Below are 26,026 nucleotides of genomic sequence, written 5' to 3'. Positions count from 1 at the left end.
GGCACCGGTCAGCGCAGCAAGGCTCAGTGGCTGCGGCCGCTTCTGAACATGCCGTGGGTTTTGCGGCTGAGCACGCCTTGCGCGGCCAGCTTGTTCATGGAAGGACTGGCGTGCGCGTGGGTGATGGCCATGCCCAGGGCATCGGCCGCATCTTGCCTGGGGACCACAGGCAACTGCAGCAAGCGCTTGACCATTTCCTGGATCTGCGATTTGGCGGCGCGTCCATGGCCAGTCACCGATTGCTTCATCTGCAAGGCGGTGTACTCGGCCACAGGCAGGCCGCACGACACCAACGCCGTGACACAGCAGCCGCGCGCCTGGCCCAACAGCAAGGTCGCTTGCGGGTTGATGTTGACGAACACGATTTCGACCGATGCCACATCGGGCTGATAGCGTTCTGTGATTTCGCGGATGCCGTCGTAGATCACCTTCAAACGGGCAGGCAAGTTGCCCATTTCTTCGCGGGTGGTCTCGATCACGCCACTGGCCACGTACTGCAGGCGCGAGCCGCTGATATCGATCACGCCAAAGCCGGTGGTTTGCAAGCCCGGGTCAATGCCCAAAATGCGCACGGTGGCTGGCGCGGCGGTGGTCAAACTCATGGCAAAACCACGTCACCCATGCGGGCCATGATGGTGTCGGCGCGGCTGGCCAAATACGCCGATTGCGCCAGTTTTTCAAAATAGCGCGGACGCGGCAGCATGACCGCCAAACGCGCCGCCTCCCAAGCGTTCAAACGGGCAGCGCTTTTGCGAAAGTAGTGCTGCGCCGCCGCCTCGGCACCGAACACGCCCTCCCCCCACTCCACACTGTTGAGGTAAATCTCCAGGATGCGGCGTTTGCTCAAAAATGTTTCCAGCGTCAGCGTGATCACCATCTCCTGGGCTTTGCGCCACAAAGTGCGCTCGCCCGATAAAAAGAGGTTTTTGGCCAATTGCTGGGTGATGGTTGAGCCCCCCACGATCTTGACCGCCACCGGCTTTTCGGGTTGGCGCTGGATGCGTTTTTCGGCCTGGGCTTTGGCTCGGGCATTTTTCTCCCAGGCCTTTTCCAGCGATTGCCACCAGATCCCATGGTGCTGGGTGAATGCGCCATCTTCTGAGGCGATCACGGCACGGTGCAAATGGGTGGACACGGCACTGAGGGCGACCGGCTCCTGACGCCAGGGCAGCTGCCCCTGGCGCACCACGATTTGCCACGCCTGTGTGCGCTGGAAGCTGGTGGACTCGGGCATCAGCCAATTCATCCCCGCGATGCGCAGCGCAAAATACAGTTGCAGGGCCACAAAGGCCAGCAACACCAGCAAAAGCCATCGGCCAAGCGCCCGCATCAGCTGCACCTGTCCAACGTTGAGACGGGTATGGCCTGCATCAAGGCTGGTCCTTGTCGGCGGCCAGCATGCGGGTGCCCAAGGTGTCGTCACGCAAAAAATCAAAGCGTGCCACCACCACAATCTGGTCGGCTTGTGCGCGCATTTTCGCGTTGAAGGCACCAAAAGGCGCCGCATTGCGCACAATCGCCACCGCACGTTCATCCAGCTGAGGGTTCTTTGACGACTGCGCCACTTCGGTTTTGATGACCTGGCCTTGCTTGTCGACCGTGATGACCATGATCAACTGTCCATAGAGTTTTTTGCCCGAAACCTGAGGAAAGTTCAAAGTGCCCTGGTACTCGATGGTGCGGCGCATCTTGTCGTAATACAGGGCATACACCGCCTCTTGGGTGGCGGGACTGATATAACGTTTGCGAGGTCCGCCCTGGGTCTGCTCAACCCTTTGCTCAATTTGCGCCAAATGCCCTGCCAGTTGTTGCTCACGCTGCTCACGGGCCTGGCGTTCGGGGCTGTCGCTTTTGTCGCCCGCATGGGTCCGCTGGAGCTCCGACAACTCTTGTTTGAGTTGGGTCAGCAAACGCAATTGCTGCGTCTTGAGCGCTTCGATTTTGCGCTGCATCGCCGCGATGTCCGTGCCAGCCTCTGGACTCAAAGCCGCGGGCAGGGTCGAGCTGGCGATCCTGACTTCGGGCACTTCGCCCCCGCCCGCCAAGCTGACCTGGGCCTTGGCCTGAGCCTCTTGTGGGCGGTCGGCACTTCGGCTATTGACCAGAACCACCTCGAGGGGCGTGTCCTGAAACACACGGTTGTAGGTTTCGGGCGCAGTGAAGCGCAAACCCACCAAAGCGGCGTGCAAAGCCACCGACAGCCCCAAAGCCCATTTCAAACCCCGGTGCGGTGAAGGCCCTCGGGCGGCAGGCGCAGGCCGTGCCGCCGCCGGGCTCACGACAGAAGAATCAGTCGGCATGGCTGGGTGCGCTGTCGTTGAGGTCCACCGCAATGCTCACCGGCCCCGCAGGCAGTTGGTCCTCATCCTCGGCCTCTTCGCTGTCCTCTGCTGACGCATGGCTTGCGCCACCGGCATCCAGGTGTGCGAGCACGGTGCCCCGCACGTCCAAAGCCATCAAGTCAATGTCAGCCAGCTTGACGCGCACGCGCGCGCCACGGGGCAAACTTTGTGCGCCCATGACGCTGAACATCAAAGGCAAAGTCTCGGCGCGCACCAGCCAGATGCCGCCGCCCATTTCCTTGACCAGACTGGCGTCCAGCTCCTCCATGCTTTGCTGCTGCACATGGCGCAATGTCCAGTACCGCTCCATGCTGGACTGCACGCTGTTGTAGGCGCTGTAGGCCGCATCAAAACCACTGATGATGGAAAACAGCTCGGCATCTTTGGGTTTGAAGGGTGCGGCCAGCGCGGCTGTTGCGCCGTGGCGGGCACAGGCGATGATCTGCCACTGGTTGACCAGGTCGGTGTAGCGGCGCAGGGGCGAAGTGCTCCAGGCGTAGCTGGGCACACCGATGCCCGCATGCGGCAGGGCCTTGGTGCCCATGCGCACCTTGACACCGGGTGCCAGGCTGGCCTGGCTGCGGTAAATGCCGGGCACGCCCAATTGCGCCATCCACTGGCCCCAGGTGCTGTTGGCCAAAATCATGGCCTCGGCCACCATCAAGTCGAGTGGTGCTCCGCGCTTGCGGGTGCCGATCAACACTGTCTCATCGCCCGTGGGCGGCATGTCGCTGCTGTCGCGCTCCAGCTTGAAGCTGTAGTCAGGGCGATTGAAGTTTTCGGGCTTGCCGCGCACCACTTCGCGGCGCGCCTTCAGGGTTTGCGCCAGACGCCAGAAAAACCCCAGCGTGGCGCGGCTGACCGGCACATCGGCGTGATCGCTGGGGTCTTCGCCTTCCAGCCATTCGCGGGTGATGCGCTCGTCCAGCTGATCGTGGCGCAGATTGACCAGGATCGGCACGCGCTCCAGTCGGGTTTCAGAGCTTTGCACCTCCAGCGTGTCTTCGCTGAAGGTCACATACAGCGACACGGCAGGACAGTCGCGCCCTTCGGTCAGGGTGTAGGCCTGTACCACGCTGTCGGGCAGCATGGTGATTTTGTAACCGGGCATGTACACGGTGGACAGGCGCTGGCGGCCCAGCTGGTCAATCGGGCTGCCCGGGCTCAAGGCGAGGCCGGGCGCAGCGATGTGGATGCCCACCGTAACGGTGCCAGTGCCCAGGCCTTGCAGCGACAAGGCGTCGTCGATTTCGGTGGTGTGCGAGTCGTCGATCGAGAAAGCCTGCACCGAGGCCAATGGCAACTCATCCACGATGGCGGGAGCCTGCAAGGCCGGAAAACCGGTGCCTTTGGGAAACAAGTCAAACAAGAAGCGCTGCCAGTGGAAATCCCAAGGCGAAGCAATGGCGCCCGCGTTTTGCAACAAGTCGAGCGGTGCACTCTGGCTGCTTTTGCTGGCCTCGACCACGGCCTTGTATTCAGGCGTGTTCTTGTCGGGCCGAAACAGGATTTTGTAAAGCTGCTCACGGATCGGGGCCGGGCAAGACCCGGCCACCAATTCGGCAGACCAGGCCTCGATCTGGGCCTGGACTTGTTTCTTCTTTTCGATGGCCAACAAAGCCTGCTGCACGATCTCGGCAGGCGCTTTGCGAAAACGCCCTTTGCCACCGCCGCGACGAAAGTAATGGGGCGCTTCGTGCAGTCGCAGCAAAGCAGCCACTTGTTCCGTGGTGCTGGCCTGGGCACTGAAATAGTCCTGCGCCAGATCGTCAAAGCCGAACTCTTCGTCCGGGGCACATTCGTAAGCCAACTCCAGCTCGATGGTCTGACTCAATGCCGCCGCCTCGCTCAGCAAGACGGCGGGGGCCGGTTTGTCGAACTTGAGCAGCATGTGGGCCGATTTGACCTTGACCCGTTTGCCCGAGTCGAGTTCAACCTGTGCAGAGGCCTCAGCCTCGGACATGACCCGTCCGGCCATGAATTTGCCGGCTTCTTCAAATAATACGTACATGGCCTGATTTTCCCATGCCGCCCGGCCGTTCGGCCCGCAGGGGCTCACGCCAGCTGCAGAAATTCAAGGATTTGCGGCAAGTGATGCTCAAAATCGCTCAGCGCGTGGTCACTGCCTTCGATCAGGTGCACCTGTCCTGCTTGGTGGCGTGCCAGCATTTCACGCCAATCCAGCACCTCGTCCCCCTTGGCAATCAATGCCAGCGTGATTTGCCGGGTTAGCAAGGGCTGACTTTCCAATTCTTCGAGCTGCTGCACATAGGCGGGCTCAAAAAAAATGCTGTGCGCGGGGTCTTGCCAGACCGGGTGCTCGCCGATGAAGCGGGCCAGATCACGCGAGGGCTGCACAGCCGGGTTGATCAACACGGCCGGGCAAGCCAGATGCGCCGACAGCCAGGCGGCGTAAAAGCCGCCAAGGGAAGACCCCATCACGGCCATCTGCCCCTTGGGCCAGTCGGCCACGCCATGCAGCAACAGCTCGATGGCTTGTTGCGGCGAAGCGGGCAATGGGGGGCACCACCAGCGCACTTGCGGGTGATGGGTCTGAACATGGCGGGCCATGATTTGGGCTTTGGCAGACAAAGGCGACGACCTGAAGCCATGCAAGTACAGCAAATGCGTGAGGCTCACAGGGGTTCAGATTTCGATTTTGGAGCCCAACTCGACCACCGCGTTGGTGGGCAGGTTCAGGAACTCGGCTGCGGCGCTGGCGTTGTGGTGCATCTGGGCGAACAGCTTTTCGCGCCAGGGGGCCATGCCACCGCCAATGGTCGGGATCACGATGTCGCGCGACAGGAAGTAGCTGGTCATCATCGGGTCGAGCTTGTAGCCCTCCCCTTCGATGGTGGCCAGGGCAGAGGGCAAATCGGGGTTGTCCTTGAAGCCGTAATTCACGATGACTTGCCAGCAGTCGTGGCCCAGTGAGGTCACCTCCAGACGCTGCTCGGCGTCCATGCGTGGCACCTCGTGGCTGCGCACAGTGACGAACAGGTTGTGCTGGTGCAGGATCTTGTTGTGCTTGAGGTTGTGCAGCAAGGCATTGGGCACCGCCCCGGTTTCAGCGGTCAAAAACACGGCTGTGCCTTCCACTCGGGTGGGCGGGGCAATGAAAACGGCTTCCAGAAAATCATTCAGACGCAGCGCATCGGAGCGCAGCGAATCGTTGAGCAAGCGTCGGCCGTCGTGCCAGGTCAGCATGAGCGTGAAAATGGCCGCGCCGATCAGCAAGGGGAACCAGCCGCCGTCGAACAGCTTGAGCAGGTTGGACGCCCAGAAGGCCAGATCGACCACAAAGAAAAAGCCGGTCGCGCCAACGCACAGCGCCAGCGGCAGTTTCCAGGCGTAGCGGATCACAAAGAAGGTGAGCACGGTGGTGATCAGCATGTCGGTACACACCGCGATGCCGTAAGCAGCCGCCAGATTGCTCGACGACTTGAACATCACCACTGCCAACACGATGGCCACAAACAAGCCCCAGTTCACAAACGGCATGTAAATCTGACCGGTGTCGGTTTCGCTGGTGTGCTGCACCTGCAAGCGCGGCAAATAGCCCAGCTGGATGACCTGCTTGGTCACGCTGAACGCGCCCGAGATCAGCGCCTGCGAGGCAATCACCGTGGCCATGGTGGCCAAACCGACCAGCGGCAACAGGGCCCAGTCTGGGGCCATCATGAAAAACGGGTTCTTGACGGCTTCGGGGTCAGACAGCAGCAACGCACCTTGGCCAAAATAATTCAGGACCAAACAAGGCATGACCACGCTGAACCAGGCCAGGCGGATCGGTTTTTTGCCAAAGTGGCCCATGTCGGCATACAGCGCTTCACCGCCCGTGACACACAAGACCACTGCCCCCAAAATGATGAACGTCGTGCCGGGGTGGTGCCACATGAACCCCAAGGCGTAATGTGGGCTGATGGCCAGCAAAATTTCGGGGTGGTGCGCAATGTGGGACACCCCCAGCACGGCGATGGTGGCAAACCAGACCAAGGTGATGGGACCAAAGAATTGGCCTATGCCCGCCGTGCCGCGCTTTTGCACCCAAAACAGCAAAAACAGGATCACCAAGGTCAGCGGAATCACCGATTTTTTGAACGCAGGCGAGATGACTTCCAGGCCCTCCACGGCCGACAGCACCGAGATCGCCGGTGTAATGACCCCGTCACCATAAAACAGGCAGGTGCCAAAGATGCCCACCACCAGCAAGACTTTGCGCAGCTGGGGGCGGTCTTTGACCGACTGCGAAGCGAGCGCCAACATGGCGACCAATCCGCCTTCGCCATGGTTGTCAGCCCGCAGCACCAGCACCACGTACTTGACCGACACAATGGTGGTCAGCGTCCAGAAAAAGATCGAAAGAATGCCGTAAACATTCCCGGGCGTGAAAGGCACGTGGCCGGAGCCAAAGACCTCTTTCATCGCATACAGCACGCTGGTGCCGATGTCGCCATAAACGACGCCAATGGCGCCCAGGGTCAAAGCCGCAAGTGAAGATCGTGCAGAGGACACAAATGTGCCTGACGCCGGGTCAGGCTCCGGAGCTGAAGAGGCCGCTATTGTGCGCCTTCGCACTCGGGCCTGTCACGGCCCGCATGGGGAATGTTGCACTGCAGCAACTGATGACCATGTGGCCCGTGCAAACTTCAGTCGTAAACCTCGGCCTCGGGGTCGGTCGCTTCCAGTTCATAACTGGCCGCCAGCATGGCCAGACGGCCAATCACGCCATACATGTAGAAGCGGTTGGGCACACTGGCCCCGGGTTTGACGCCCGGCTGGGGCAGGTGTGGGGTGTCGGCAAAGGCCAGGGGCACAAAGCTGGCTCCGGGGGCGTTCAGGTTTTCATCCACGCCGCGCTCGGCATGCACCCGGTAAAAACCGCCCACCACATAGCGGTCCATCATGTAGACCACCGGCTCGGCCACGGCGTCGTTGATGCGCTCGTTGGTCAGCACACCCTCCTGGATGATCACGTCATTCACCGTCTGTCCGTCCTTGATGACATTCATCTTGTTGCGGGTTTTGCGGTTCAGGGCGTCCAGATCGGCCACATCGCGCACCGTCATGATGCCCATGCCGTACGTCCCGTTGTCGGCCTTGACGACCACAAACGGCTTTTCGTTGATGCCGTATTCCTTGTACTTGCGCTTGATCTTGGTCAGCAGCGCGTCCACATTGCTGCGCAGGCAGTCCATGCCCGTGCCTTCGGCAAAGTTCACATCGCCGCACTGGCTGAACATCGGGTTGATCAGCCACGGGTCAATGCCCAGCAGCTTGCCAAAGCGCTTGGCCACTTCTTCATAGCTCTGGAAGTGTTTGGTTTTGCGACGCACGCTCCAGCCCGCATGCAGCGGCGGCAGCAAAAACTGCTCGTGCAACTCTTCCAGAATGCCCGGGGCACCGGCCGACAGGTCGTTGTTGAGCAAGATGGTGCAAGGGTCAAAGTCTTTCAGACCCAAGCGGTGCTGGCTGCGCACCACCGGCTCCAAGGTCACACTTTCGCCGTTGGGCAACTCGATGACCGTGGTTTCCTTGATCTCAGGGTTGATCGAGCCCAGCCGCACATTCAGGCCAGCCATGTGGAAGATGCGCTGCAGCTGCGCCACATTGGTCAGGTAAAAGGTGTTGCGGGTGTGGTTCTCGGGAATGATCAGCAGGTTTTTGGCCTCAGGGCAGATCTTCTCAATAGCCGCCTGCGCCGCCTGCACCGCCAAAGGCAGCATTTCGGGCGTCAGGTTGTTCCAGCCACCAGGGTAAAGGTTGGTGTCCACCGGGGCCAGCTTGAAACCGGCGTTGCGGATGTCGACCGAGGTGTAGAACGGCGGTGTATGTTCCATCCACTCCAGGCGGAACCAGCGTTCGATCGCGGGCATGGAGTCGAGGATGCGCTGCTCCAGCTCATTGATGGGGCCGGTCAGGGCAGTGACAAGATGGGGAACCATGGGCGACCTTTATGGGGCTGAAATGACAAAAACAAAAGAATCATATGGGGCCGGAGAATGCCTTTGCAAGCACTGACCGGACTAAAAGCGAGGGGCTTGTGCCCCAGGCCACAAAAGACCGGGCTCAGCCGCGCACCTCGCCCTCACCCAGCACCACGTACTTGAGTGAGGTCAGGCCTTCAATGCCCACCGGGCCCCGGGCGTGGAATTTGTCGGTGCTGATGCCGATCTCGGCACCCAGCCCGTACTCAAAACCGTCTGCAAAGCGGGTGCTGGCGTTGACCATGACGCTGGCCGAGTCCACCTCGCGCAAAAAACGCTGGGCATGCATGTGGTCGCGGGTCAGGATGGCGTCGGTGTGGTGGCTGCTGTAGTGGTTGATGTGGGCAATCGCCTCATCCACACCGTCGACCACCTTGATGCTGATGATGGGGGCGAGGTATTCCTCGAACCAATCTTGCTCGGTGGCGTCTTTCAGGTTCGCACCCGGCACCTGGCTCAAGATGGCTTTGGCCTTGGGGCAGCAACGCATCTCGACGCCTTTGGCCGCATAGATCGCGCCGATTCTTGGCAGGAATTCGGCGGCCACGCCACGTGCCACCAGCAAACTCTCACTGGCGTTGCAGGGGCTGTATTTTTGGGTTTTGGCGTTGTCGGCCACTTTCACAGCCATCTCGATGTCGCACGGATCGTCCACATAAGTGTGGCAATTGCCGTCCAGGTGTTTGATGACGGGCACTTTGGCCTCGGCACTGATGCGCTCGATCAGGCCCTTGCCACCCCGCGGAATGACCACGTCCACAAACTGCGGCATGGTGATGAGTTGGCCCACGGCGGCGCGGTCGGTGGTTTGCACCAGCTGCACCGCATCGACTGGCAAGCCACTGTCGGCCAACGCTTGCTGTACCAGTTTGGCCAAGGCCTTATTGGATTCAATCGCCTCGGAGCCACCCCGCAAAATACAGGCGTTACCGCTCTTGATCGACAAGCTGGCCGCCTCGATGGTCACGTTCGGTCGGCTCTCGAAAATCATGCCAAACACGCCGATCGGCACGCGCATCTGGCCCACGCGGATGCCGCTGGGCACCTGCTTCATGCCGATGATCTCGCCGATCACATCGGGCATGGCCGCCAACTGTTCGCACCCTTGGGCGCAAGTCTCCAGCACTTTGGGTGTGAGTTTCAGGCGGTCCACCATCGGCTCGGCCAAACCGGCTGCGCGCGCGCGCTCCAGGTCTTTCGCGTTGTCCAGCTGCAAAGCATCGGTGTTGGCGCGCAACAAGGCGGCCAGATGGCGCAAGGCCTTGTTTTTGGTGGCGGCCGATGCCTTGGCCATCAGGGCCGAGGCTTTTTTGGCCTGCTGGCCCAGGGTCTGCATGTGTTCAGCGGTGTTCAGAGCGGTCATGCGGATATTTTCGCAGATGCCGATGGGCTATCGCACCGCCTCCCAAGAAGCAGCACAAACACTGCACCATGGCGAGCGCAGCGTGGCATCCAGTCACTGCGGTCGATCTGGCACCAACGCTTGAACATGCGCCTAAACCGAAACGCTGCGTTGCAAGCGCCTCGCAGTGACAGAAGTTACCGAACGATGCAAAAGCGCGAAAAGCGTACCGCCAAGCGTTGCAGGGCCTGCCAGGGGTCGGCGGGCCAGTCGGGCACCTTGAGTCCTTTGACAATGCCGTCGACCTGGTGGGCCGCTTGCAGCAGGCCATTCAGTCGGGCTTCGGTCATGCGGGGCAAAACGCGCTCGAACAGGCGTTCGCGCGGGCCCCACACACGCTGCTCGCGCAAGGCCATGGGCATGGGCTTGCCGCTGGCGATGGCGTCCTTGACGCGCTTCAAGGCGCGGATGTCTTCGGCCAGCGTGTAGTGCACCAGCACGGCGGCCTCGCCCTCGGCCTGCAAACCGTCCAGCATGCGCTGCACCCGAGAAACCTGGCCAGAGAGCACCGATTCGGACAGCTTGAACACGTCGTAACGGGCCACGTTGACCACGGCGGTCTCAACCTGTTCCTGACTGAGTTCACCGGGCGGGTGGAGCAAACCGAGCTTCTGGATTTCCTGGTGGGCGGCCAGCAGATTGCCTTCCACACGGTCGGCAAAAAATTGCAAGGTGCGCTGACCCTCTTCGCCCGCCACGACGCGTTGGCCCTGCTGCTGCAGGCGCTGTGCGATCCACTGGGGCAAGGCATTGCGCTCGACCGGATCGACCTGGATCGACACACCAGAGTTTTCCAGCGCGCCAAACCAGGCCCCTTTGCGAGTGGCAGCATCCAGACGGGGCAGCAAAAACAGCGTCAGGGTCGTGTCGTTGCCCTGGGCCGACGTGGCCAGCTGCTGAATGGCGTGACTGCCTTCCTTGCCCGGCTTGCCGGAAGGCACGCGCACTTCGACAATTTGCTTGTCGGCAAACAGGCTGAGCGAGCCACCTGCAGCCAGCACTTCGCTCCAGTCAAAGTGGGCACCCGAGACGGTGTGCACGCTGCGCTCGGTGTAGCCTTGGGCACGCGCAGCCGCACGGATGGCATCGGCGGCTTCTTGCAGCATCAAGGGTTCGTCGCCATGCAGGACATACAGACTGCGCAAGCCTTTTTGCAAGTGCGCCAGCAGCTGGGGAAGAGCCAGTTGCATGCCGAAACTCAGGGTTGGGCCGCAGCTGCGGCAGGGACTTTGACCGATGCCAGACGCCGCATGATCTGCTGGACGATGTCGGACTGCATGTCGCGGTACATCATGCCCTGCTCGATCTCTTTGGACAGTGCGGCGGTTTCGGTGTAGCTCAGGTCACGCTGCTGGCTCAACTCGACCGATTCGATCAGCGCCTGGCCCTGCGGTGTGCGCAAGCGGAATTTGACACGCAGGCGCAATTGCAGTTCACGAACCTGCCCCGACGCATTCACGCCGACCACCACCTGCTGGCGTTCTTCGCTCACGATGTCCAAAATGGCATCCGCCTTGAGCATCTGCTGGGGGTCGGTCCACACCTCAATGCGACCTGTGCCCAACAAGTTGCGGCGCAGTTCGACGCCCAGAGGCGAGGTGGCCGAAAAATTGGCATACAGGGTGCGAAACGGATAATTGCCGCTGCTGCGCAACTGAAAACCACACGCCGACAGGCCTGCCGCCAAGCCCCCCAAGGCCAGCGCACGCAAACAATGACGGCGTGAGGGTGTCATCGGGCAATCGCGCTCAAAGCACCACGTTGACCAAACGGCCAGGCACCACGATGACCTTCTTGGGGGCAGCGCCTGCGGCCTGCTTGACAAAGGCTTCATGGGCCAGGGCCGCAGCTTCAATCTGCGCCTTGTCCACACTGGCGGGCACCAGGATGGACCCGCGCAACTTGCCATTGATCTGCAGCATCAGCTCGATCTGGTCGCGCTCCAAAGCCGACTCGTCCACGCTGGGCCAAGGCGCATCCAGCAATTCGCCCACCGCCTGGGCGTAGCCGAGTTCTTGCCAGATGGCATCGGTGATGTGCGGGCAGGCGGGGTAGAGCATGCGCGTCAAAATTGACACACCTTCACACAGGGCGGCGGTGTCACCTGGGCTGCCATCGGGCTTGAAGTCTTCCAGCGCGTTCAGCAACTTCATGCAACCGGACACCACGGTGTTGTATTGCATGCGCTCGTAGTCGTAACCCACTTGCTTGAGCACCAGGTGCATCTCGCGGCGCAGCGCTTTGGCTGAGTCGCCCAAAGCAGCCTGACTCAGGTCCTGGCCCGTGGCCGAGCGCAGCAGCTCATGGTGCTTGAACGCGAAATTCCAGACCCGGCGCAAGAAGCGGTAACTGCCTTCCACAGCCGAGTCGTTCCACTCCAGCGTGACTTCGGGCGGCGCGGTGAACATGGTGTACAGGCGGGCGGTGTCGGCACCGTAGCGCTCGATCAGGTCCTGCGGGTCCACGCCGTTGTTCTTGGACTTGGACATGGTGCCCACGCCTTCGTAGTCTATTGGCGTGCCCACGGGCAAGCGTCCATCGCCGCTGTCGGCTTCGTTCTTGAGCTTGGCACCCACCACTTTGCCGGTCTCGTCGAGCACATGCTCCACGTCGTGCGGCCAAAAATAGTCCTTGCCGCCCTTGGCCGTGCGGCGCGAGTAAATGTGGTTGAGCACCATGCCCTGCGTGAGCAGCTTGCTGAAGGGCTCGTCGACCTTGACCAGACCCAGATCGCGCATGACCTTGGTCCAGAAGCGGGCGTAGAGCAGGTGCAGGATGGCGTGCTCGATGCCCCCGATGTACTGGTCCATGCCGCTGCCGCCCGTGGCCAGCTGTTGGTCGCGCATCCAATAATCCGCGCCCTCGCCCACCATGCCGTCGGCCTTGGTCGGGTCGCAATAGCGCATGAAATACCACGACGAATCCACAAAGGTGTCCATGGTGTCGGTCTCGCGGCGGGCGGGCTTGCCGCACACGGGGCAGGTCACGCCCGCATGAAAGCCTTCGTGCTTGTGCAGCGGGTTGCCCGAGCCGTCCGGAATGCAGTCTTGCGGCAGCACCACAGGCAGGTCTTTTTCGGGCACGGGCACGGCACCGTGTTCGTCGCAATGGATGATCGGGATCGGGGTGCCCCAGTAACGCTGGCGGCTCACGCCCCAGTCGCGCAAACGCCAGGTGGTTTTTTTCTCGCCCAGGCCTTTGGCAGCCAGCAAGTCTGCCACTTTGTAAACAGCAGCTTTTTGCGTCAAGCCGTCGAGTTCGCCGGAGTTGACGCAAATGCCGTCTTTGGACCCGTACCACTCAGACCAAGCCGTGGCATCAAACACCCGGGCGTCGGCTGGGGCAGGGACGAAGGCCGATGGAGGCAAAGCCCCCGGTGAGGAATCGGAGCCTGCGACTGACGAACCGGGGGCTTTGCCTCCAACGGCCGGCACCAAGCCCACCACTTGTCGAATCGGCAAGGCGTACTTCAAAGCAAACGCAAAGTCTCGCTCGTCATGCCCAGGCACGCCCATCACGGCACCATCGCCGTAACTCATCAGCACGTAGTTGCCCACCCACACCTCGACCTGCGCGCCCGTGAGCGGGTGCGTCACGAACAGGCCCGTGGCCATGCCCTTTTTCTCTTGGGTGGCCATTTCGGCCTCGGTGGTTCCACCGCTCTTGCACTCTTCCAAAAACGCCGCCAAAGCAGAGTTCGCTGCAGCAGCATGCAGCGCCAGCGGGTGTTCGGCCGCTACCGCGCAAAACGTCACACCCATGATGGTGTCGGCACGGGTGGTGAAGACATACATCTTGCCCTCACCAATCAAGGCACCCGAGGCATCGCGGATCTCGTGCGGGAAGGCAAAGCGCACACCTTCGCTCTTGCCGATCCAGTTTTCCTGCATCAGGCGGACTTTGTCGGGCCAGCCGTTGAGCGTGGCCTTGTCGTTGCCGATCTGCACATGGTCCAGCAGCTCTTGCGCGTAAGCGGTGATGTTCAGGTAATAACCCGGGATCTCGCGCTTTTCAACCAACGCACCGGTGCGCCAGCCCCGGCCGTCGATCACTTGCTCGTTGGCCAGCACCGTCTGGTCCACCGGGTCCCAGTTGACGACCTGGGTCTTGCGGTAGGCGATGCCTTTTTCCAGCATCTTCAAGAACAGCCACTGGTTCCACTTGTAATAAGTCGGGTCGCAGGTGGCGACTTCACGCGACCAGTCGATGGCCAGGCCCATGGCCTGCATCTGCTTTTTCATGTAAGCGATGTTTTCGTAGGTCCATTTGGCCGGGGGCACGCCGTTTTTGAGGGCGGCATTTTCGGCCGGCAGACCAAACGCGTCCCAGCCCATGGGCATCAAGACGTTGTAGCCCTTCATGCGCAGGCTGCGCGTGAGCATGTCGTTGATGGTGTAGTTGCGCACATGGCCCATGTGCAGCTTGCCGCTGGGATAAGGCAGCATGGAGCAGGCGTAGAACTTCTTTTTGCTGGCGTCTTCGGTGACGCGGTAGGCATCGCGGGCGGTCCAGCGGGACTGCGCTGCGGGTTCGACTTCGAGGTGGTTGTACTTGTCTTGCATAGGGCTAAATTGTAGGGGGTGTGACACAGCGGCCTGGCCCGGCGGCGGGTGGCAACTCGGCAGGGGCGCGTGCTCAGGGCGCAACCACCTGGGCCACAAAGCCAATCCGACTCAAACCAGCTTTCTGGGCGAGGCCCATGGCCTCGACCACCCGGCCATAGGGCACGGACGCATCGGCCCGCAGCTCCAGCTCGGTCAATGGGTTGCGCCGCGCAGCACTGGCCAATTGCTGGCGCAAAGCTTCGGGGGTTATGGGCTGGTCATTCAGGAACAAAGCGCCTTGTGCATCCACCACCAAGGCGATGGCCTGTGGCACCCCTCCCGCCTCGCCGCCTTCACTGCTGGGCAGGTCCAATCGGATGGCACTGGTCATCAAGGGTGCCGTCAGGATGAAAATCACCAGCAGCACCAGCATCACGTCCACCAGCGGCGTAACGTTGATCTCGCTCATGGGCGCGTCGGCTTGGCGACTGGGCAGGCGACCAAAAGGCATGGCGTGTCAATGCACCGAATCAGCCAGCAGGGCGCGCACATCGTGCGCAAACCCTTCCAGCGACGACTCGATCTGGCCGATGCGTCGGCCCAGCAGGTTGTATCCCAGCACGGCAGGAATGGCCACAGCCAAGCCGGCAGCGGTCATGATCAAGGCCTCGCCCACAGGTCCAGCCACCTTGTCAATGCTCAGCTGACCTGCATCGGCCATGCCGGTCAGGGCATTGAAGATGCCCCACACGGTGCCCAACAAACCGATGAAAGGCGAAGTAGAACCGGCCGTTGCCAGCCAAACCTGCCCCCATTGCAAGCGGCGCAGCACCCCTTGCATGGCATCGCGCAGCACGCGGGTCAGTTGATGATGGCGGTCTCCCGAAGAGGCCAACGTGCCCCCCAAAGGCATGAGGGTGGCGTCAAGCAACGGCAATACGCTGGCGTCACGATCGAACTGGGCCACCCGCTGACGGGCATCCTCAAAACCGGGGGCCTGCCAAAATGCGGCCACGCTGCGCGGCACATCCTGCGCCACCCGGGACAGCAAACGCCATTTCCACCCGATCACCACCCAGCTGCCGACCGACAAGCCCAGCAGCAGCAGCGCCAGAATGCGACTGACCCCATCGCTGTGCAGCAAAAAAGCATGAAGGCTCATGAGGTCTTTTCGAACCGGTGGGTCAGCGCAGGTTCAGCACGTCAAACATGTCAAACAAACCGCGCTGTTGTCCTGCCAAAAAACGCACGGCGCGCAAACTGCCTTGCGCGTAGGTCGAACGGCTGGACGATTTGTGCGTCACCTCGATGCGCTCGCCGATGCCCGCAAACAGCACCGTGTGGTCGCCCACGATGTCACCGCCACGGATGGTCGAAAAGCCAATGGTAGAGGGATCGCGCTCGCCCGTATGACCATAACGCTCGTAGACCGCACATTCCTTCAGATCACGACCGATGGCCTCGGCGATGACTTCGCCCATTTTGAGCGCCGTACCCGATGGGGCATCCACTTTATGACGGTGGTGGGCTTCGATGATTTCAATGTCGTAACCGGTGGACATGGCCTGCGCTGCCATTTGCAACAGCTTGAGGGTGACATTGACACCCACGCTCATGTTGGGGGCCAGCACAATGGCGATGTCTTTGGCAATGTCTGCGATCTCGGCTTTTTGTTCATCGCTGAAGCCAGTGGTGCCAATCACGGCTTTGACGCCCAGTTCGCGGCAGACTTTCAGGTGCGCCAACGTGCCTTCAGGGCGCGTGAAATCGATCAGGCAGGCAGCGCCTTTCAGACCTTCGTGCAGGTCGGCAGTGACCGCTGCACCGGTCACCCGACCCAGCGAGGCACCCGCGTCCTGCCCCAGGGCCGGGCTGGCCGCGATGTCCAAGGCACCGGCAAGTCGGCAATCGTCGGACGCCAGGATGGCTTCAATCAGCATGTGCCCCATGCGGCCGGAGGCGCCTGCAACGGTGAGGGGCAAGGGGTTCAGTGAGGTCATGGCTTGAATGGACAAAATGGAAATAGCGTCAGGCACCAAGGGCTGGCGTGACACATGACAAAGGAAACTCAGCGGGAGACCGGCTCCAAAGGCGGGTAGCTCCGTGGCAATGCCGCAGGCGGTGCCGCTAGCCCTTGAGGAGGCGAAGGCGACTTGAATTTTCTCAACTCTTCTTCGCTGGCTTGCAGAGCAGGCAATTTGCCCACCGATTGAGGACGCACCAGGCGACCGGCAAACTCCGACTCGCTCGGCAAAACATCGCTGTCCACTTGCTCCAGCACGTCACCCTTGAAATACACGGTGAGTCTGAAATTTTGCGGTGCCACGCCCTGGCGCTGGATGCTGAAAGCATAGTCCCATCGCTCGGCATGGAACAAGCTGGCGATCAAAGGCGTGCCCAAAATCTCGCGCACTTGGGCACGTGGCATGCCAGGGCGTAACGCCTGGCGTTGCTCCCTGGAAACAAAGTTGCCCTGCACAACCTCAGGCACATAGGGCTTGAAGGTGTCGCGACCCAAATGACCGGAAACGCTGCCGCAACCGATCAGGCTGCCGCCCACCACGAGCGCGGCAAGCCAATGGCCAAAAGAGCGAAAAGTCAGTGAAGCTGTCATGGTTGGGGACGTACCGATATGATCGGGTCATTGTAGCGGCAGCTTTGCGAATCGACCGCAAACCCTGACCGGACCAGATACCGCCATGAGCCACATCGACGAACTCAAAAACAACGGCCTCAAAGCCACTCTGCCACGCCTGAAAATCCTCGAAGTTTTTCAGAGCGCTGCCATGCGCCACATGACGGCAGAGGATGTTTTTCGTCACCTGCTCAAAGACAACGCCGACATTGGACTGGCCACGGTTTACCGTGTGCTGACCCAATTTGAGCAAGCCGGCATTTTGAGTCGCAACCACTTCGAAAGCGGCAAAGCCGTCTATGAACTCAACGAAGGTCAGCACCATGACCACATGGTGTGTCTCGATTGCGGCCGGGTGGAGGAGTTTTACGACCCGGAAATTGAGTCCAGACAACAAGCTGTCGCGCAAGCCAAAGGCTTTGTGATCGCGGACCATGCCCTGAGTCTTTACGCCCACTGCACCCAAAACCCCTGCCCCCACCGCCAAACAGGCTGAACCACAACCTGGACAGGCTCACTCCATGGCACGGCGCTGACGGTCGATGAAATCCTGGTAGGTGTCGATCCCGCGCATTTGCAAAATCGTGTTGCGCACAGCAGCCTCCACCAACACGGCGATGTTGCGGCCGGCCATCACCTGGATGACCACCTTTTGCACCGGGATGCCCAACACATCCTGCATCAAGGGCTCAGAGGGCAAGCGCTCGTAATCGCGCTCCAGGGTCTCACGGCGCACCAGGTGCACAATCAATTTCAGGCGCATCTTGCGGCGCACTGCGGTTTCACCAAAAATGGCACGGATATCGAGCAAACCGATGCCACGCACTTCCAAGAGGTTCTGCAACAAATCGGGGCAACGCGCCTCGATGGTGGTCTGGTTGATTCGGTAAAGATCGACGGCGTCATCGGCCACCAGCCCGTTGCCACGTGAAATCAGCTCCAGACCCAGTTCGCTCTTGCCCAGGCCCGACTCACCGGTGATCAGCACGCCCATACCCAGAATGTCCATGAACACGCCGTGCATGGTGGTGCGGTCAGCAAAATGCTTGGACAGATACGCCCGCAGCACATCAATCACAAAAGCCGATGAATGATCGGTCGAGAACATCGGGATTTGCGCCCGCTCACACATGGACAACAAGGCATCGGGGGCAGCCTGGCCATCGGCCAACACCAACACCGGAGGCTCCAGAGTCACAATTCGGGCAATGCGGCGAGCGCAGTCTTCGGGTGTGGAATTGGTGAGGTAGGCCACTTCACGCGGGCCCAATATTTGCACCCGATAGGGATGGATGTAATTCAGGTAACCCACCAAATCGGCACCCGAGCGGGCTTCGCGCACGGCCACTTCATCAAAACGGCGCTCTGATGCACCCAAGCCCGCCAGCCACTGCCATTTGAGTTTGCCGCGGTGGTCCTCGAAAAGGACATCTGCACTGATGACGGAGGGCTTCATCGCGAGGGCATGAGCACGGGCTCGAAATTCAGACGGTTTGGGCAGACTGCCACTGGGCAATCAATTGGTGCAGTCCCTCTTGCGCCACGCTGTTTTTGATGTTTTCGCGCAAAGCAGTATCGCTGAGCAATTCGGCTATTTCAGACAGAATTTCCAGATGTTTTTGCGTCGCCGCTTCCGGCACCAGCAGAAATATCAGCAAATTCACCGGTTGCTCGTCAGGGGCATCGAACCCAATGGGCTGGGCCAACCGGAACACCGCCGCCATGGGGGCCTTCAGGCCTTTGATGCGACCATGTGGGATGGCAACGCCATGCCCCAAACCCGTCGAGCCCAAGCGTTCCCTGGCAAACAAGCTGTCGGTCACCAGTGCACGGGAAAGGCCATGCAGGTTCTCAAAGAGAAGTCCGGCTTCTTCAAATGCTCGTTTCTTGCTGGTGGCTTCCACCCCGACAAGAACTTGGGCAACAGGCAATATGTTTGAAAGGCGATTCATGGTCGAGGCCGGATTATGCACCTGTTCAAGACCCCGGGCTCTCATGGCGTTTGTCGCACCAAGGTCTGCTCCGCAAGAAGTCACGCCACACGCCCTGCCTTGTGGGCATGAAAAAGGGCCGCTTGCAGCGGCCCCGATGGTCTGAATACCTCTTCACATCATGCGCTTGGGCGCACTGTGGTGGTGGTCCGTGATGCGGTCCTTGTGTTTGACCACTTGCCGATCAAGCTTGTCGACCAGTTCATCCACAGCCGCGTAAAGGTCTTCGTGGGCGCTTTCGGCAAACAGGTCACTGCCTTTGACATGGATGTTGCACTCGGCGCGTTGGCGCTTTTCTTTTTCCTTCTGCTTTTCGACGGTCAGCAGCACTTTCACATCGACCACCTGATCGAAATGTCGGGTGATGCGATCAAGTTTCCCCGTGACGTACTGGCGCAAAGCCGGGGTCACTTCCAGATGGTGTCCGCTGATGGTTAAATTCATAGTCGTCGCCTCCATAGATTCAGGGTAGAAAAAGCCCCACCGAAGTGGGACTCCGAAACCACTTTTCGGGGTGGTTCAACCCCACTATGCGCCGCCCGGAATTGAAAAGCAAGGCACGACACGTTAAACCCGAAAAGTCCGCCGCCATTGCACTCAAAAGCCCTTTTCAGTGCTATCGTGCGATTTGGAACCTAAGCCCGAAGCAACGCCTCTTGGCATGGTTGAGGTCCCTCGGGGGCTCTCAAACCGGCTGCGCCGCGGCCCCGTGCAGACGCAAGCGCCCTGCCAGCCAAGCGCTGAGCAAGCTGGCAGCCACACCCAGCAATCCCGCCACCCAATAAAAGGTCAGCTGCCCCTGTTCGTTGCGCCCGATGATGAGGCCCGCAACCAAAGCGGCCAGCCCCATGGACGCCGACTGCACCGCCGAGTTCAGGGTCATGAAAGTGCCCCGCAGACGCGGCTCCACGGCCGAGGAAATCATGGCCATGCCCGGAATCATGCGCCCGCTCATGACGGTGAAAAACAAAGTCGATATGGTCAGCAAACCCCACAACGGCAAGCCCTGTGAGAGCGTGGTGGCCATGAGTGGCACCACGACCGCCAGTGCCAAGCGCTGGAACACCTGGACTTTGCCGACCCGGTCCGTCAGGCGACCAAAATAGCGCGCACTCAGCAAGGTGGCCACACCCCCACACAGGTAGATCCAGGGCACCTCGGCGCTCTGCATGCCCGCGTTGGACTGCAGGTAAATGGTGATGTAGGGAATGACCGTGAAACTGGCAAACATCATCAGGCCCGACACCCCAAAAGCCTTGAGGTGGTTGACCTCGGCCAGCACCTGGCCGATACCGCGCCAGACACTGGTGCGCTCTGGGTGATGCAAATGCGCGTCAAGGCGAGGCAAGGTTTGCCAGGCACCGATCGCCAACAAACCCACCAGCACCGCGATGCCAAAGAAAGGCGCATGCCAACTGAGGTGCGCCGCCAGAAACAGGCCCAGTGGGACACCGGCCACCGTCGAAACGGAAAACGAGGTCATCACCACGCTCATGGCCCGGCCTCGGCGCTCGAAAGGCACCACATCGGCCACGATGGTCTGGGACAGGGCCGACAAAACCCCGCCAAACAAGCCTGCGGCCACACGCGCCGCCATCAGCCAGAAATAATCAGGGGCCAGACCACACGCCAGAGTGGCCAGGCCAAACAATGTGTACATGCTCAGCAGCAGACGTTTGCGGCTGAAGCGGTCAATGTAAGTGGACGCCATCAGTCCGGACAGGCCCGCCGACAAGGTGTAGGCCGAGACCAGCAAACCGAATTGGGCATTGCTGATGCCGAACAAGGCCGTGAACTGCGGCCCCAGCGGCATCATGATCATGAAATCGAGGATGTGGGTGAACTGGATGCCGGCCAGCGTGAAGAGCAACCAGCGCTCTCGCCGTGGGGTCAAATGTGCGGTCATGGAACAATGCAAGTGAATTCATTGAATCTAACACCTCTGAGCTGATCCCATTGACCACATGCTCCCGAACAGTGTGACCACCCCGTCTTGCGCCCCCCGCTCCCAGCCCGTGCTCGGCCTGGTTCTGATGGGCGGCGGTGCGCGCACGGCCTACCAGGCGGGTGCGCTTCAGGCCATGGGTCAGTTGCTGGGTGGGCGCGCGAACGCTTCAGCCGTTTTCCCGTTTCAGGTGCTGGCGGGCACATCGGCCGGTGCCCTGAACGCCACATTTTTGGCCAGCAAGGCCATGGAAGGTCTGGCAGGGCTGGAAGATCTGGCGAACTTCTGGCACAACATCCGCACCGACGCGGTTTACCACCTGCCCCGGACACCGCTGGACCGATTCAGCCGATGGGCCACCGCTTTGGGCCTGCTGGCGTCGGCTCGCGAACAGGGTGCGGCCATGGACAGCCTGGCCTTGGTCAACACCTTGCACAAGGCCATTGCCCTGGAGGGGATCAACACGGCCTTGCAAAACGGGGTGCTGCAAGCCCTGGCCGTCACCGCGTCCAGCTATTCGAGCGGGGTGCACTGGACTTTTTGCCAAACCCGGGACGGCCAACCCATCACCTGGAGCCGTCCCGGCAGGCGCGCCGAGCAACAACCGATCACCATCGAGCACCTGATGGCCTCCAGCGCCATCCCGTTCATTTTTCCGTCGACACCGCTGTGGGTAGATGGCGGCATGGAATTTTTTGGTGATGGCTCGATGCGTCAGATCTCGCCTTTGTCATCTGCCGTGCACCTGGGTGCCGACCGGATCTTGGCCGTGGGAGTAGGGCAACCCCGGCGCACGGGTTGGGACCAAGCCAGCAACAAAAGCCGTGCACGCCCATCCCTGGGCACGATTGCAGGCCACGCGATGTCCAGCGTGTTCCACGACACTCTGGAAGCCGATGTGGAGCAGATTGAGCGCATCAACCAAGCCCTGCAGAGGCTGCCCGACAGCGTGCTGGGCGACATGCCCTTGCGACCGGTGCAGGTGCTGACGCTGCAACCCAGCGCCTCGCTCGATGCCCTCGCGCAAGACCATGTGCACACCCTGCCCCGGCCCATCCTGCGGGTGCTGGAGAGTTTGGGGGCCTTGCGCGGCAATGGTGCCGCACTGGCCAGCTATTTGCTGTTCGAACCCGGGTTTGTCAGGGCGCTGATGGCGCTGGGACGGGCCGATGTGCATGCCCGAGCACCAGAAATCCTGCACTTTTTAGATCCCCTGTCGGCTGATCCGGTGCGATAATCTGCCGAACATTCTGGAGAAACATTGCCGTGGAAACTACCCCGAGTTGGTAGCTTTCGAACGCGCTGAGCACCCTGCCCATCGTTCGAAAGCTGCTGAAAATTCCCTTCGCCGCCCCTTTGAACTTTTGGCACCTGGCCATTTTTCGGATTCGCCATGCTCAACATCTTCACCCTCGCCAACGGCCGCCTCTTTCAGGAAGAGATCGAGTCGCTGGAAGAACTCTCCCGCTTCCAACCCATCTGGGTCGACCTGGAGTCGCCCACGCTGGAAGAAAAACGCTGGATCAAACAGTACTTCGGCCTGTCCATCCCGGAAGACGCGATGGACGAGGACATCGAGGAATCGGCCCGCTTCTACGAAGAAGACAACGGCGAGCTGCACATCCGTTCGGACTTTTTGATCGCCGACGAAGACGAGCCCCGCACCGTGCGCTGCGCCTTCATCCTGAACCAGCACAACGCCGACCTGAAAAGCCAGGGCGTGCTGTTCTCCATCCACGACGAAGACGTGCCGGTGTTCCGCCTGCTGCGCATGCGCGCTCGCCGCGCCCCCGGTCTGATCGAAGACGCCAAGGAAGTGCTGCTCAAGCTGTTTGACGCCGATGCCGAATACTCGGCCGACACGCTCGAAGGCATTTACGACAAGCTCGAAACCGCCGGTAAAAAAGTGCTCTCGGGTGACGTGACGGACGCCATGGCCGGTGAAGTGCTGGGTGCCATTGCGCGCCAGGAAGACCTGAACGGGCGGATCCGGCGCAACGTGATGGACACCCGCCGTGCGGTGAGCTTCATGATGCGCTCCAAAATGCTCAACGCCGAACAGTTTGAAGAAGCCCGCCAAATCCTGCGCGACATCGACTCACTCGACTCGCACACGGCTTTTTTGTTCGACAAGATCAACTTCCTGATGGACGCCACGGTTGGTTTCATCAACATCAACCAGAACAAGATCATCAAGATCTTCTCGGTGGCCAGTGTCGCCCTGCTGCCACCCACCTTGATCGCCAGCCTGTACGGCATGAACTTCCAGTACATGCCCGAACTGTCGCAAAAATGGGGCTACCCCTATGCGCTGACCCTGATGGTGGCCAGCGCCGTGGTGCCCATGTGGTACTTCCGCCGCCGGGGCTGGCTCAAATAAGACCGACTCAAGCGGGCTGGCGACAGCTCAGCCACTGCGACAAAATCGCCAGGCTGTAACGGCTGGCCACCTCTCGGATAAAGCGCTGAAAGTCGGTGTGCGCTGCGTCGTCCGCTCGGTCCGAGATGGTGCGCACCGCCGCAAAGGGCACGCCGTAATCGTGGCAGACCTGCGCCACCGCTGCGCCCTCCATCTCCACCGCCAAAGCCTCGGGCAACGCCTGCCGCAACGCCTGACTTTCGGCCGAGGTCGAGACAAAACGGTCGCCACTGATGACCAGGCCCTGGTGCACCCGGGGCGCGTTCAGCGCAAACTCGGCCAGTGTGCCCGCGCCCAGATGTTGCCCTGCATGGGCCAGCACCTGCTGGCTGGCCGCAGCCAGTTGGGCCGACAAGTCGGCATCGGCCTCAAAATGGGCACGGCCGTACAGCGGCACCTCATGGCGCGGAAACAAGGGCGAAGCGTCCATGTCGTGCTGCAGCAAACCCTGCGCCACCACCACATCGCCCACCCGCACATCGGCACCCAGGCCACCCGCCACGCCTGTGAACACCAGGGTGTCGACAGCAAAGCGCTCCAGCAACACCGTGGCGGTGGTGGCTGCGGCCACCTTGCCGATGCGCGAGAGCACCGCCACCACCGAGTGGCCTTGCCAATGGCCGACCCAAAAGTCCCGCCCAGCCACCTGAACGCGCTGCTCATCGGGCATGGCCGCCAACACCGCCGCCAGTTCTTCATACATGGCACTCATGATGCCGACCACCGCCATGGACCACCCCTTGTTCAATGCCTTTAAGTCAAACGGCCACCCGTGAACGGGTGGCCGCTGCGCCCTGTACCGGGGACTCGGGCCCACCGTTGTCCGGTCAGACCTTGGCGCGCAATTCGCGGCGCAAAATTTTACCCACCGGCGTCTTAGGCAATTCGTCGCGGAACTCGATCACGCGCGGCACCTTGTACGCCGTCATGTTCTCGCGGCAGTAAGCGATGATCTGCGCCTCGGTCAGCGCCGGATCTTTGCGCACCACCACCAACTTGACCGCTTCGCCGGTTTTCTCGTCGGGCACGCCGATCGCCGCGCATTCGAGCACGCCCGGACAAGCCGAGGCGACTTCTTCCACCTCGTTGGGATAGACGTTGAAACCGCTGACCAAAATCATGTCTTTCTTGCGGTCCACGATCTTGAAGTAGCCACGCGCATCCATGGTGCCGATGTCTCCCGACTTGAAATAACCGTCAGCGGTCATGACCTTGGCGGTTTCGTCAGGGCGTTGCCAGTAACCCGCCATCACCTGCGGGCCCTTGATGGCGATCTCGCCCGGCGTGCCGAGCGTGGTGATTTCGTGGCCCTCGTCGTCGAGCAGCTTCATGAAGGTGCCGGGCAAGGGCACCCCGATGGTGCCGGTGAACTCGGTGCTGGTGGTCGGGTTGCAGCTGGCCGAAGGGCTGGTCTCTGACAAACCATAACCTTCACAAATCGGGCAGCCGGTTTTCTCCAGCCAGAGCTTGGCCACATTGGGCGTCACGGCAGTGCCGCCGCCCAAGGACACCTTGAGGTTGGACCAGTTGACGGTGCCGAAATCCGGGTGGTTGGCCAGTCCGTTGAACAAGGTGTTCACCGCTGGGAAGCTGTGGAAGGTGTGTTTGGACAACTCCTTGAGCACGGCGGGCAAGTCACGCGGGTTGGGGATCAGGATGGTCTTGCCGCCCATGCGCAGGCTCAGCATCATGTTCACCGTGAAAGCGAAGATGTGGTACAGCGGCAATGCGCACACCGCCGTGGGCTGCTCCCCGGCCGGAATGCGCTTCATGACGGGCTCGTTCCAGGCCTCGGACTGCAGCACGTTGGCGATCAGATTGCGGTGCAGCAGCACCGCGCCCTTGGAGACGCCGGTGGTGCCGCCGGTGTATTGCAGCACGGCAATGTCATCTGCCGAAATGACGGGCTTGCGGAAAACCTGATGCCGACCTTTGGACAAAGCGTCGTTGAACCGCACCGCCTTGGGCAGATTGAAAGCGGGCACCATCTTCTTGACGTTGCGCACCACGTAATTGACCAGATTGCCCTTGAGCAAGCCCAGCCGGTCACCCATGGAGGCCAGCACCACGTGCTGAACCGGTGTTTGCGCGATGCACTTTTCCAGCGTGGCGGCAAAGTTCTCAATGATCACAATCGCTTTGGCACCCGAATCCTTGAGCTGGTGTTCGAGTTCGCGAGCGGTGTACAACGGGTTGACGTTCACGACCACCAAACCCGCACGCAAAATGGCGGCCACGGCGACCGGATACTGCGGCACATTGGGCATCATGATCGCCACGCGATCGCCTTGACTCAGGCCCAAGGACTGCAAGTAAGCCGCCATGGCCAGGCTTTCCTGGTCAGTCTGGGCATAGCTGATGTCCTTGCCCATGAAGCTGTAGGCCGGCAAGTGGGCGTATTTGGCAAAACTGTCTTCAAGCAGCCCCACCAGCGAGTTGTACAAGGTTGAATCAATGTCGGCCGGAACGCCTTCAGGATAACTCTTCAGCCAAACGGGATTCAAGTTCATGTGCGGGATCTCCTGCGGCTCAGTCTACCGCACTACTGACGGCAAGCTGACTCACAGGGGTACTGGATTTCCCGAGGTTACAACCGCTTGCATCACATGGATGGACCCTGCCCAACCCAGATCCAGCTAACTGTCATGAATCCAGAGCGACGCCCCGAATGATGAAAGAAACTTGAGGGTGGAGGAGCCAAGGGTAGATGCCGAGAAACTTTTTTGGGGACCACAACCCCGATAGCTAACTTGGCACGCCA

At 60.9% G+C, this 26,026-nt stretch carries 24 protein-coding genes; 3 read left to right on the top strand and 21 right to left on the bottom strand.

Going from position 1 to position 26,026, the window contains the following annotated elements; translation table 11 throughout:
• Positions 1 to 23: 23 nt before the first annotated feature.
• The 15 genes from ruvC to B9Z47_RS15945 all read right to left on the bottom strand — a co-directional run bounded on the left by ruvC (position 24) and on the right by B9Z47_RS15945 (position 16,889).
• A complete protein-coding gene (gene ruvC / locus B9Z47_RS16015) occupies positions 24 to 572 on the bottom strand; it encodes a crossover junction endodeoxyribonuclease RuvC (RefSeq protein WP_108332260.1) in 549 nt (182 codons plus the stop codon).
• Positions 573 to 598: 26 nt separating this feature from the next.
• Positions 599 to 1,330, bottom strand: a complete 732-nt coding sequence (mtgA, locus tag B9Z47_RS16010) for a monofunctional biosynthetic peptidoglycan transglycosylase (RefSeq protein ID WP_108332259.1) — start codon at positions 1,328 to 1,330, stop codon at positions 599 to 601.
• Positions 1,331 to 1,370: 40 nt separating this feature from the next.
• Complete coding sequence (locus tag B9Z47_RS16005; RefSeq protein ID WP_108332222.1) at positions 1,371 to 2,300, bottom strand: energy transducer TonB; 930 nt, start codon at positions 2,298 to 2,300, stop codon at positions 1,371 to 1,373.
• Entirely contained in the window at positions 2,290 to 4,353 is a 2,064-nt protein-coding gene (locus B9Z47_RS16000) for a ribonuclease catalytic domain-containing protein (protein ID WP_108332258.1), read from the bottom strand. The genes B9Z47_RS16005 and B9Z47_RS16000 overlap by 11 nt, the downstream gene beginning before the upstream one ends.
• A gap of 44 nt (positions 4,354 to 4,397) precedes the next feature.
• Positions 4,398 to 4,982 carry a YqiA/YcfP family alpha/beta fold hydrolase gene (locus B9Z47_RS15995; RefSeq protein WP_108332221.1) on the bottom strand — a complete coding sequence of 195 codons (585 nt, stop codon included), beginning with the start codon at positions 4,980 to 4,982 and terminating at the stop codon, positions 4,398 to 4,400.
• Between the two features lie 6 nt (positions 4,983 to 4,988).
• Positions 4,989 to 6,857, bottom strand: a complete 1,869-nt coding sequence (locus B9Z47_RS15990; RefSeq protein WP_199226446.1) for a potassium transporter Kup — start codon at positions 6,855 to 6,857, stop codon at positions 4,989 to 4,991.
• 134 nt (positions 6,858 to 6,991) lie between these two features.
• Positions 6,992 to 8,287: a glutamate--cysteine ligase gene (gene gshA / locus B9Z47_RS15985; RefSeq protein WP_108332219.1), complete on the bottom strand. Its 1,296-nt coding sequence runs from the start codon at positions 8,285 to 8,287 to the stop codon at positions 6,992 to 6,994.
• A 124-nt stretch (positions 8,288 to 8,411) separates the two neighbouring features.
• Entirely contained in the window at positions 8,412 to 9,692 is a 1,281-nt protein-coding gene (locus tag B9Z47_RS15980) for a glutamate-5-semialdehyde dehydrogenase (RefSeq protein WP_108332218.1), read from the bottom strand.
• Between the two features lie 176 nt (positions 9,693 to 9,868).
• Positions 9,869 to 10,921: a DNA polymerase III subunit delta gene (gene holA, locus B9Z47_RS15975; RefSeq protein WP_108332217.1), complete on the bottom strand. Its 1,053-nt coding sequence runs from the start codon at positions 10,919 to 10,921 to the stop codon at positions 9,869 to 9,871.
• 8 nt (positions 10,922 to 10,929) lie between these two features.
• Positions 10,930 to 11,466: an LPS assembly lipoprotein LptE gene (gene lptE, locus B9Z47_RS15970; RefSeq protein WP_108332216.1), complete on the bottom strand. Its 537-nt coding sequence runs from the start codon at positions 11,464 to 11,466 to the stop codon at positions 10,930 to 10,932.
• 13 nt (positions 11,467 to 11,479) lie between these two features.
• On the bottom strand, positions 11,480 to 14,293 hold the full coding sequence (locus B9Z47_RS15965; protein WP_108332215.1) for a leucine--tRNA ligase: 2,814 nt from the start codon (positions 14,291 to 14,293) through the stop codon (positions 11,480 to 11,482).
• Between the two features lie 73 nt (positions 14,294 to 14,366).
• On the bottom strand, positions 14,367 to 14,786 hold the full coding sequence (locus B9Z47_RS15960) for a biopolymer transporter ExbD (protein ID WP_108332214.1): 420 nt from the start codon (positions 14,784 to 14,786) through the stop codon (positions 14,367 to 14,369).
• 6 nt (positions 14,787 to 14,792) lie between these two features.
• The gene (locus tag B9Z47_RS15955) at positions 14,793 to 15,437 is read right to left on the bottom strand and encodes a MotA/TolQ/ExbB proton channel family protein (RefSeq protein ID WP_108332213.1); all 645 of its coding nucleotides are present in this window, start codon (positions 15,435 to 15,437) and stop codon (positions 14,793 to 14,795) included.
• A 22-nt stretch (positions 15,438 to 15,459) separates the two neighbouring features.
• Positions 15,460 to 16,275: a 4-hydroxy-tetrahydrodipicolinate reductase gene (dapB, locus tag B9Z47_RS15950; protein WP_108332257.1), complete on the bottom strand. Its 816-nt coding sequence runs from the start codon at positions 16,273 to 16,275 to the stop codon at positions 15,460 to 15,462.
• Between the two features lie 68 nt (positions 16,276 to 16,343).
• A complete protein-coding gene (locus B9Z47_RS15945; protein WP_108332212.1) occupies positions 16,344 to 16,889 on the bottom strand; it encodes an outer membrane protein assembly factor BamE in 546 nt (181 codons plus the stop codon).
• 85 nt (positions 16,890 to 16,974) lie between these two features.
• Here B9Z47_RS15945 and fur point away from each other — a divergent pair, with 85 nt between their 5' ends.
• A complete protein-coding gene (fur, locus tag B9Z47_RS15940; RefSeq protein WP_108332211.1) occupies positions 16,975 to 17,406 on the top strand; it encodes a ferric iron uptake transcriptional regulator in 432 nt (143 codons plus the stop codon).
• Between the two features lie 18 nt (positions 17,407 to 17,424).
• Here the strand turns inward: fur and hprK are convergent, their stop codons facing one another.
• The 4 genes from hprK to B9Z47_RS15920 all read right to left on the bottom strand — a co-directional run bounded on the left by hprK (position 17,425) and on the right by B9Z47_RS15920 (position 20,807).
• Positions 17,425 to 18,366 carry an HPr(Ser) kinase/phosphatase gene (gene hprK / locus B9Z47_RS15935; RefSeq protein ID WP_108332210.1) on the bottom strand — a complete coding sequence of 314 codons (942 nt, stop codon included), beginning with the start codon at positions 18,364 to 18,366 and terminating at the stop codon, positions 17,425 to 17,427.
• A gap of 28 nt (positions 18,367 to 18,394) precedes the next feature.
• Positions 18,395 to 18,862 (bottom strand): PTS sugar transporter subunit IIA, encoded by a 468-nt coding sequence (locus tag B9Z47_RS15930; protein WP_108332209.1) that lies wholly within the window; start codon positions 18,860 to 18,862, stop codon positions 18,395 to 18,397.
• A 153-nt stretch (positions 18,863 to 19,015) separates the two neighbouring features.
• The gene (gene hpf, locus B9Z47_RS15925; protein ID WP_108332208.1) at positions 19,016 to 19,345 is read right to left on the bottom strand and encodes a ribosome hibernation-promoting factor, HPF/YfiA family; all 330 of its coding nucleotides are present in this window, start codon (positions 19,343 to 19,345) and stop codon (positions 19,016 to 19,018) included.
• A 241-nt stretch (positions 19,346 to 19,586) separates the two neighbouring features.
• A complete protein-coding gene (locus B9Z47_RS15920; RefSeq protein ID WP_108332207.1) occupies positions 19,587 to 20,807 on the bottom strand; it encodes an MFS transporter in 1,221 nt (406 codons plus the stop codon).
• A 58-nt stretch (positions 20,808 to 20,865) separates the two neighbouring features.
• On the opposite strand from B9Z47_RS15920, the gene B9Z47_RS15915 reads away from it, so the two are divergent.
• Both B9Z47_RS15915 and corA read left to right on the top strand, forming a co-directional pair.
• Complete coding sequence (locus B9Z47_RS15915; RefSeq protein ID WP_108332206.1) at positions 20,866 to 22,083, top strand: patatin-like phospholipase family protein; 1,218 nt, start codon at positions 20,866 to 20,868, stop codon at positions 22,081 to 22,083.
• A 156-nt stretch (positions 22,084 to 22,239) separates the two neighbouring features.
• Positions 22,240 to 23,226, top strand: a complete 987-nt coding sequence (gene corA / locus B9Z47_RS15910) for a magnesium/cobalt transporter CorA (RefSeq protein WP_108332205.1) — start codon at positions 22,240 to 22,242, stop codon at positions 23,224 to 23,226.
• 7 nt (positions 23,227 to 23,233) lie between these two features.
• Here corA and B9Z47_RS15905 read toward each other — a convergent pair whose 3' ends face one another.
• Positions 23,234 to 23,995, bottom strand: a complete 762-nt coding sequence (locus B9Z47_RS15905) for a 5'-methylthioadenosine/adenosylhomocysteine nucleosidase (protein WP_108332204.1) — start codon at positions 23,993 to 23,995, stop codon at positions 23,234 to 23,236.
• Between the two features lie 97 nt (positions 23,996 to 24,092).
• Positions 24,093 to 25,775 carry a long-chain-fatty-acid--CoA ligase gene (locus tag B9Z47_RS15900; RefSeq protein ID WP_108332203.1) on the bottom strand — a complete coding sequence of 561 codons (1,683 nt, stop codon included), beginning with the start codon at positions 25,773 to 25,775 and terminating at the stop codon, positions 24,093 to 24,095.
• Between the last annotated feature and the right edge of the window lie 251 nt (positions 25,776 to 26,026).

The sequence above is a fragment of the Limnohabitans sp. 2KL-1 genome (genome assembly GCF_003063435.1).
GTDB lineage: Bacteria > Pseudomonadota > Gammaproteobacteria > Burkholderiales > Burkholderiaceae_C > Limnohabitans_A.
The sequence above is the reverse complement of the archived record's forward strand: the minus strand, read 5'-3'. Positions and strand labels throughout refer to the sequence as shown.

What these genes read in the sequence shown, in the direction of transcription:
- mtgA (WP_108332259.1), bottom strand. Translation starts at nt 1,330, where the DNA reads ATGCGGGCGCTTGGCCGATGGCTTTTGCTGGTGTTGCTGGCCTTTGTG.
- B9Z47_RS16005 (WP_108332222.1), bottom strand. Translation starts at nt 2,300, where the DNA reads ATGCCGACTGATTCTTCTGTCGTGAGCCCGGCGGCGGCACGGCCTGCG.
- B9Z47_RS16000 (WP_108332258.1), bottom strand. Translation starts at nt 4,353, where the DNA reads ATGTACGTATTATTTGAAGAAGCCGGCAAATTCATGGCCGGACGGGTC.
- gshA (WP_108332219.1), bottom strand. Translation starts at nt 8,287, where the DNA reads ATGGTTCCCCATCTTGTCACTGCCCTGACCGGCCCCATCAATGAGCTG.
- B9Z47_RS15980 (WP_108332218.1), bottom strand. Translation starts at nt 9,692, where the DNA reads ATGACCGCTCTGAACACCGCTGAACACATGCAGACCCTGGGCCAGCAG.
- holA (WP_108332217.1), bottom strand. Translation starts at nt 10,921, where the DNA reads ATGCAACTGGCTCTTCCCCAGCTGCTGGCGCACTTGCAAAAAGGCTTG.
- lptE (WP_108332216.1), bottom strand. Translation starts at nt 11,466, where the DNA reads ATGACACCCTCACGCCGTCATTGTTTGCGTGCGCTGGCCTTGGGGGGC.
- B9Z47_RS15965 (WP_108332215.1), bottom strand. Translation starts at nt 14,293, where the DNA reads ATGCAAGACAAGTACAACCACCTCGAAGTCGAACCCGCAGCGCAGTCC.
- B9Z47_RS15960 (WP_108332214.1), bottom strand. Translation starts at nt 14,786, where the DNA reads ATGCCTTTTGGTCGCCTGCCCAGTCGCCAAGCCGACGCGCCCATGAGC.
- B9Z47_RS15955 (WP_108332213.1), bottom strand. Translation starts at nt 15,437, where the DNA reads ATGAGCCTTCATGCTTTTTTGCTGCACAGCGATGGGGTCAGTCGCATT.
- dapB (WP_108332257.1), bottom strand. Translation starts at nt 16,275, where the DNA reads ATGACCTCACTGAACCCCTTGCCCCTCACCGTTGCAGGCGCCTCCGGC.
- B9Z47_RS15945 (WP_108332212.1), bottom strand. Translation starts at nt 16,889, where the DNA reads ATGACAGCTTCACTGACTTTTCGCTCTTTTGGCCATTGGCTTGCCGCG.
- fur (WP_108332211.1), top strand. Translation starts at nt 16,975, where the DNA reads ATGAGCCACATCGACGAACTCAAAAACAACGGCCTCAAAGCCACTCTG.
- hprK (WP_108332210.1), bottom strand. Translation starts at nt 18,366, where the DNA reads ATGAAGCCCTCCGTCATCAGTGCAGATGTCCTTTTCGAGGACCACCGC.
- B9Z47_RS15930 (WP_108332209.1), bottom strand. Translation starts at nt 18,862, where the DNA reads ATGAATCGCCTTTCAAACATATTGCCTGTTGCCCAAGTTCTTGTCGGG.
- hpf (WP_108332208.1), bottom strand. Translation starts at nt 19,345, where the DNA reads ATGAATTTAACCATCAGCGGACACCATCTGGAAGTGACCCCGGCTTTG.
- B9Z47_RS15920 (WP_108332207.1), bottom strand. Translation starts at nt 20,807, where the DNA reads ATGACCGCACATTTGACCCCACGGCGAGAGCGCTGGTTGCTCTTCACG.
- B9Z47_RS15915 (WP_108332206.1), top strand. Translation starts at nt 20,866, where the DNA reads ATGCTCCCGAACAGTGTGACCACCCCGTCTTGCGCCCCCCGCTCCCAG.
- corA (WP_108332205.1), top strand. Translation starts at nt 22,240, where the DNA reads ATGCTCAACATCTTCACCCTCGCCAACGGCCGCCTCTTTCAGGAAGAG.
- B9Z47_RS15905 (WP_108332204.1), bottom strand. Translation starts at nt 23,995, where the DNA reads ATGGCGGTGGTCGGCATCATGAGTGCCATGTATGAAGAACTGGCGGCG.
- B9Z47_RS15900 (WP_108332203.1), bottom strand. Translation starts at nt 25,775, where the DNA reads ATGAACTTGAATCCCGTTTGGCTGAAGAGTTATCCTGAAGGCGTTCCG.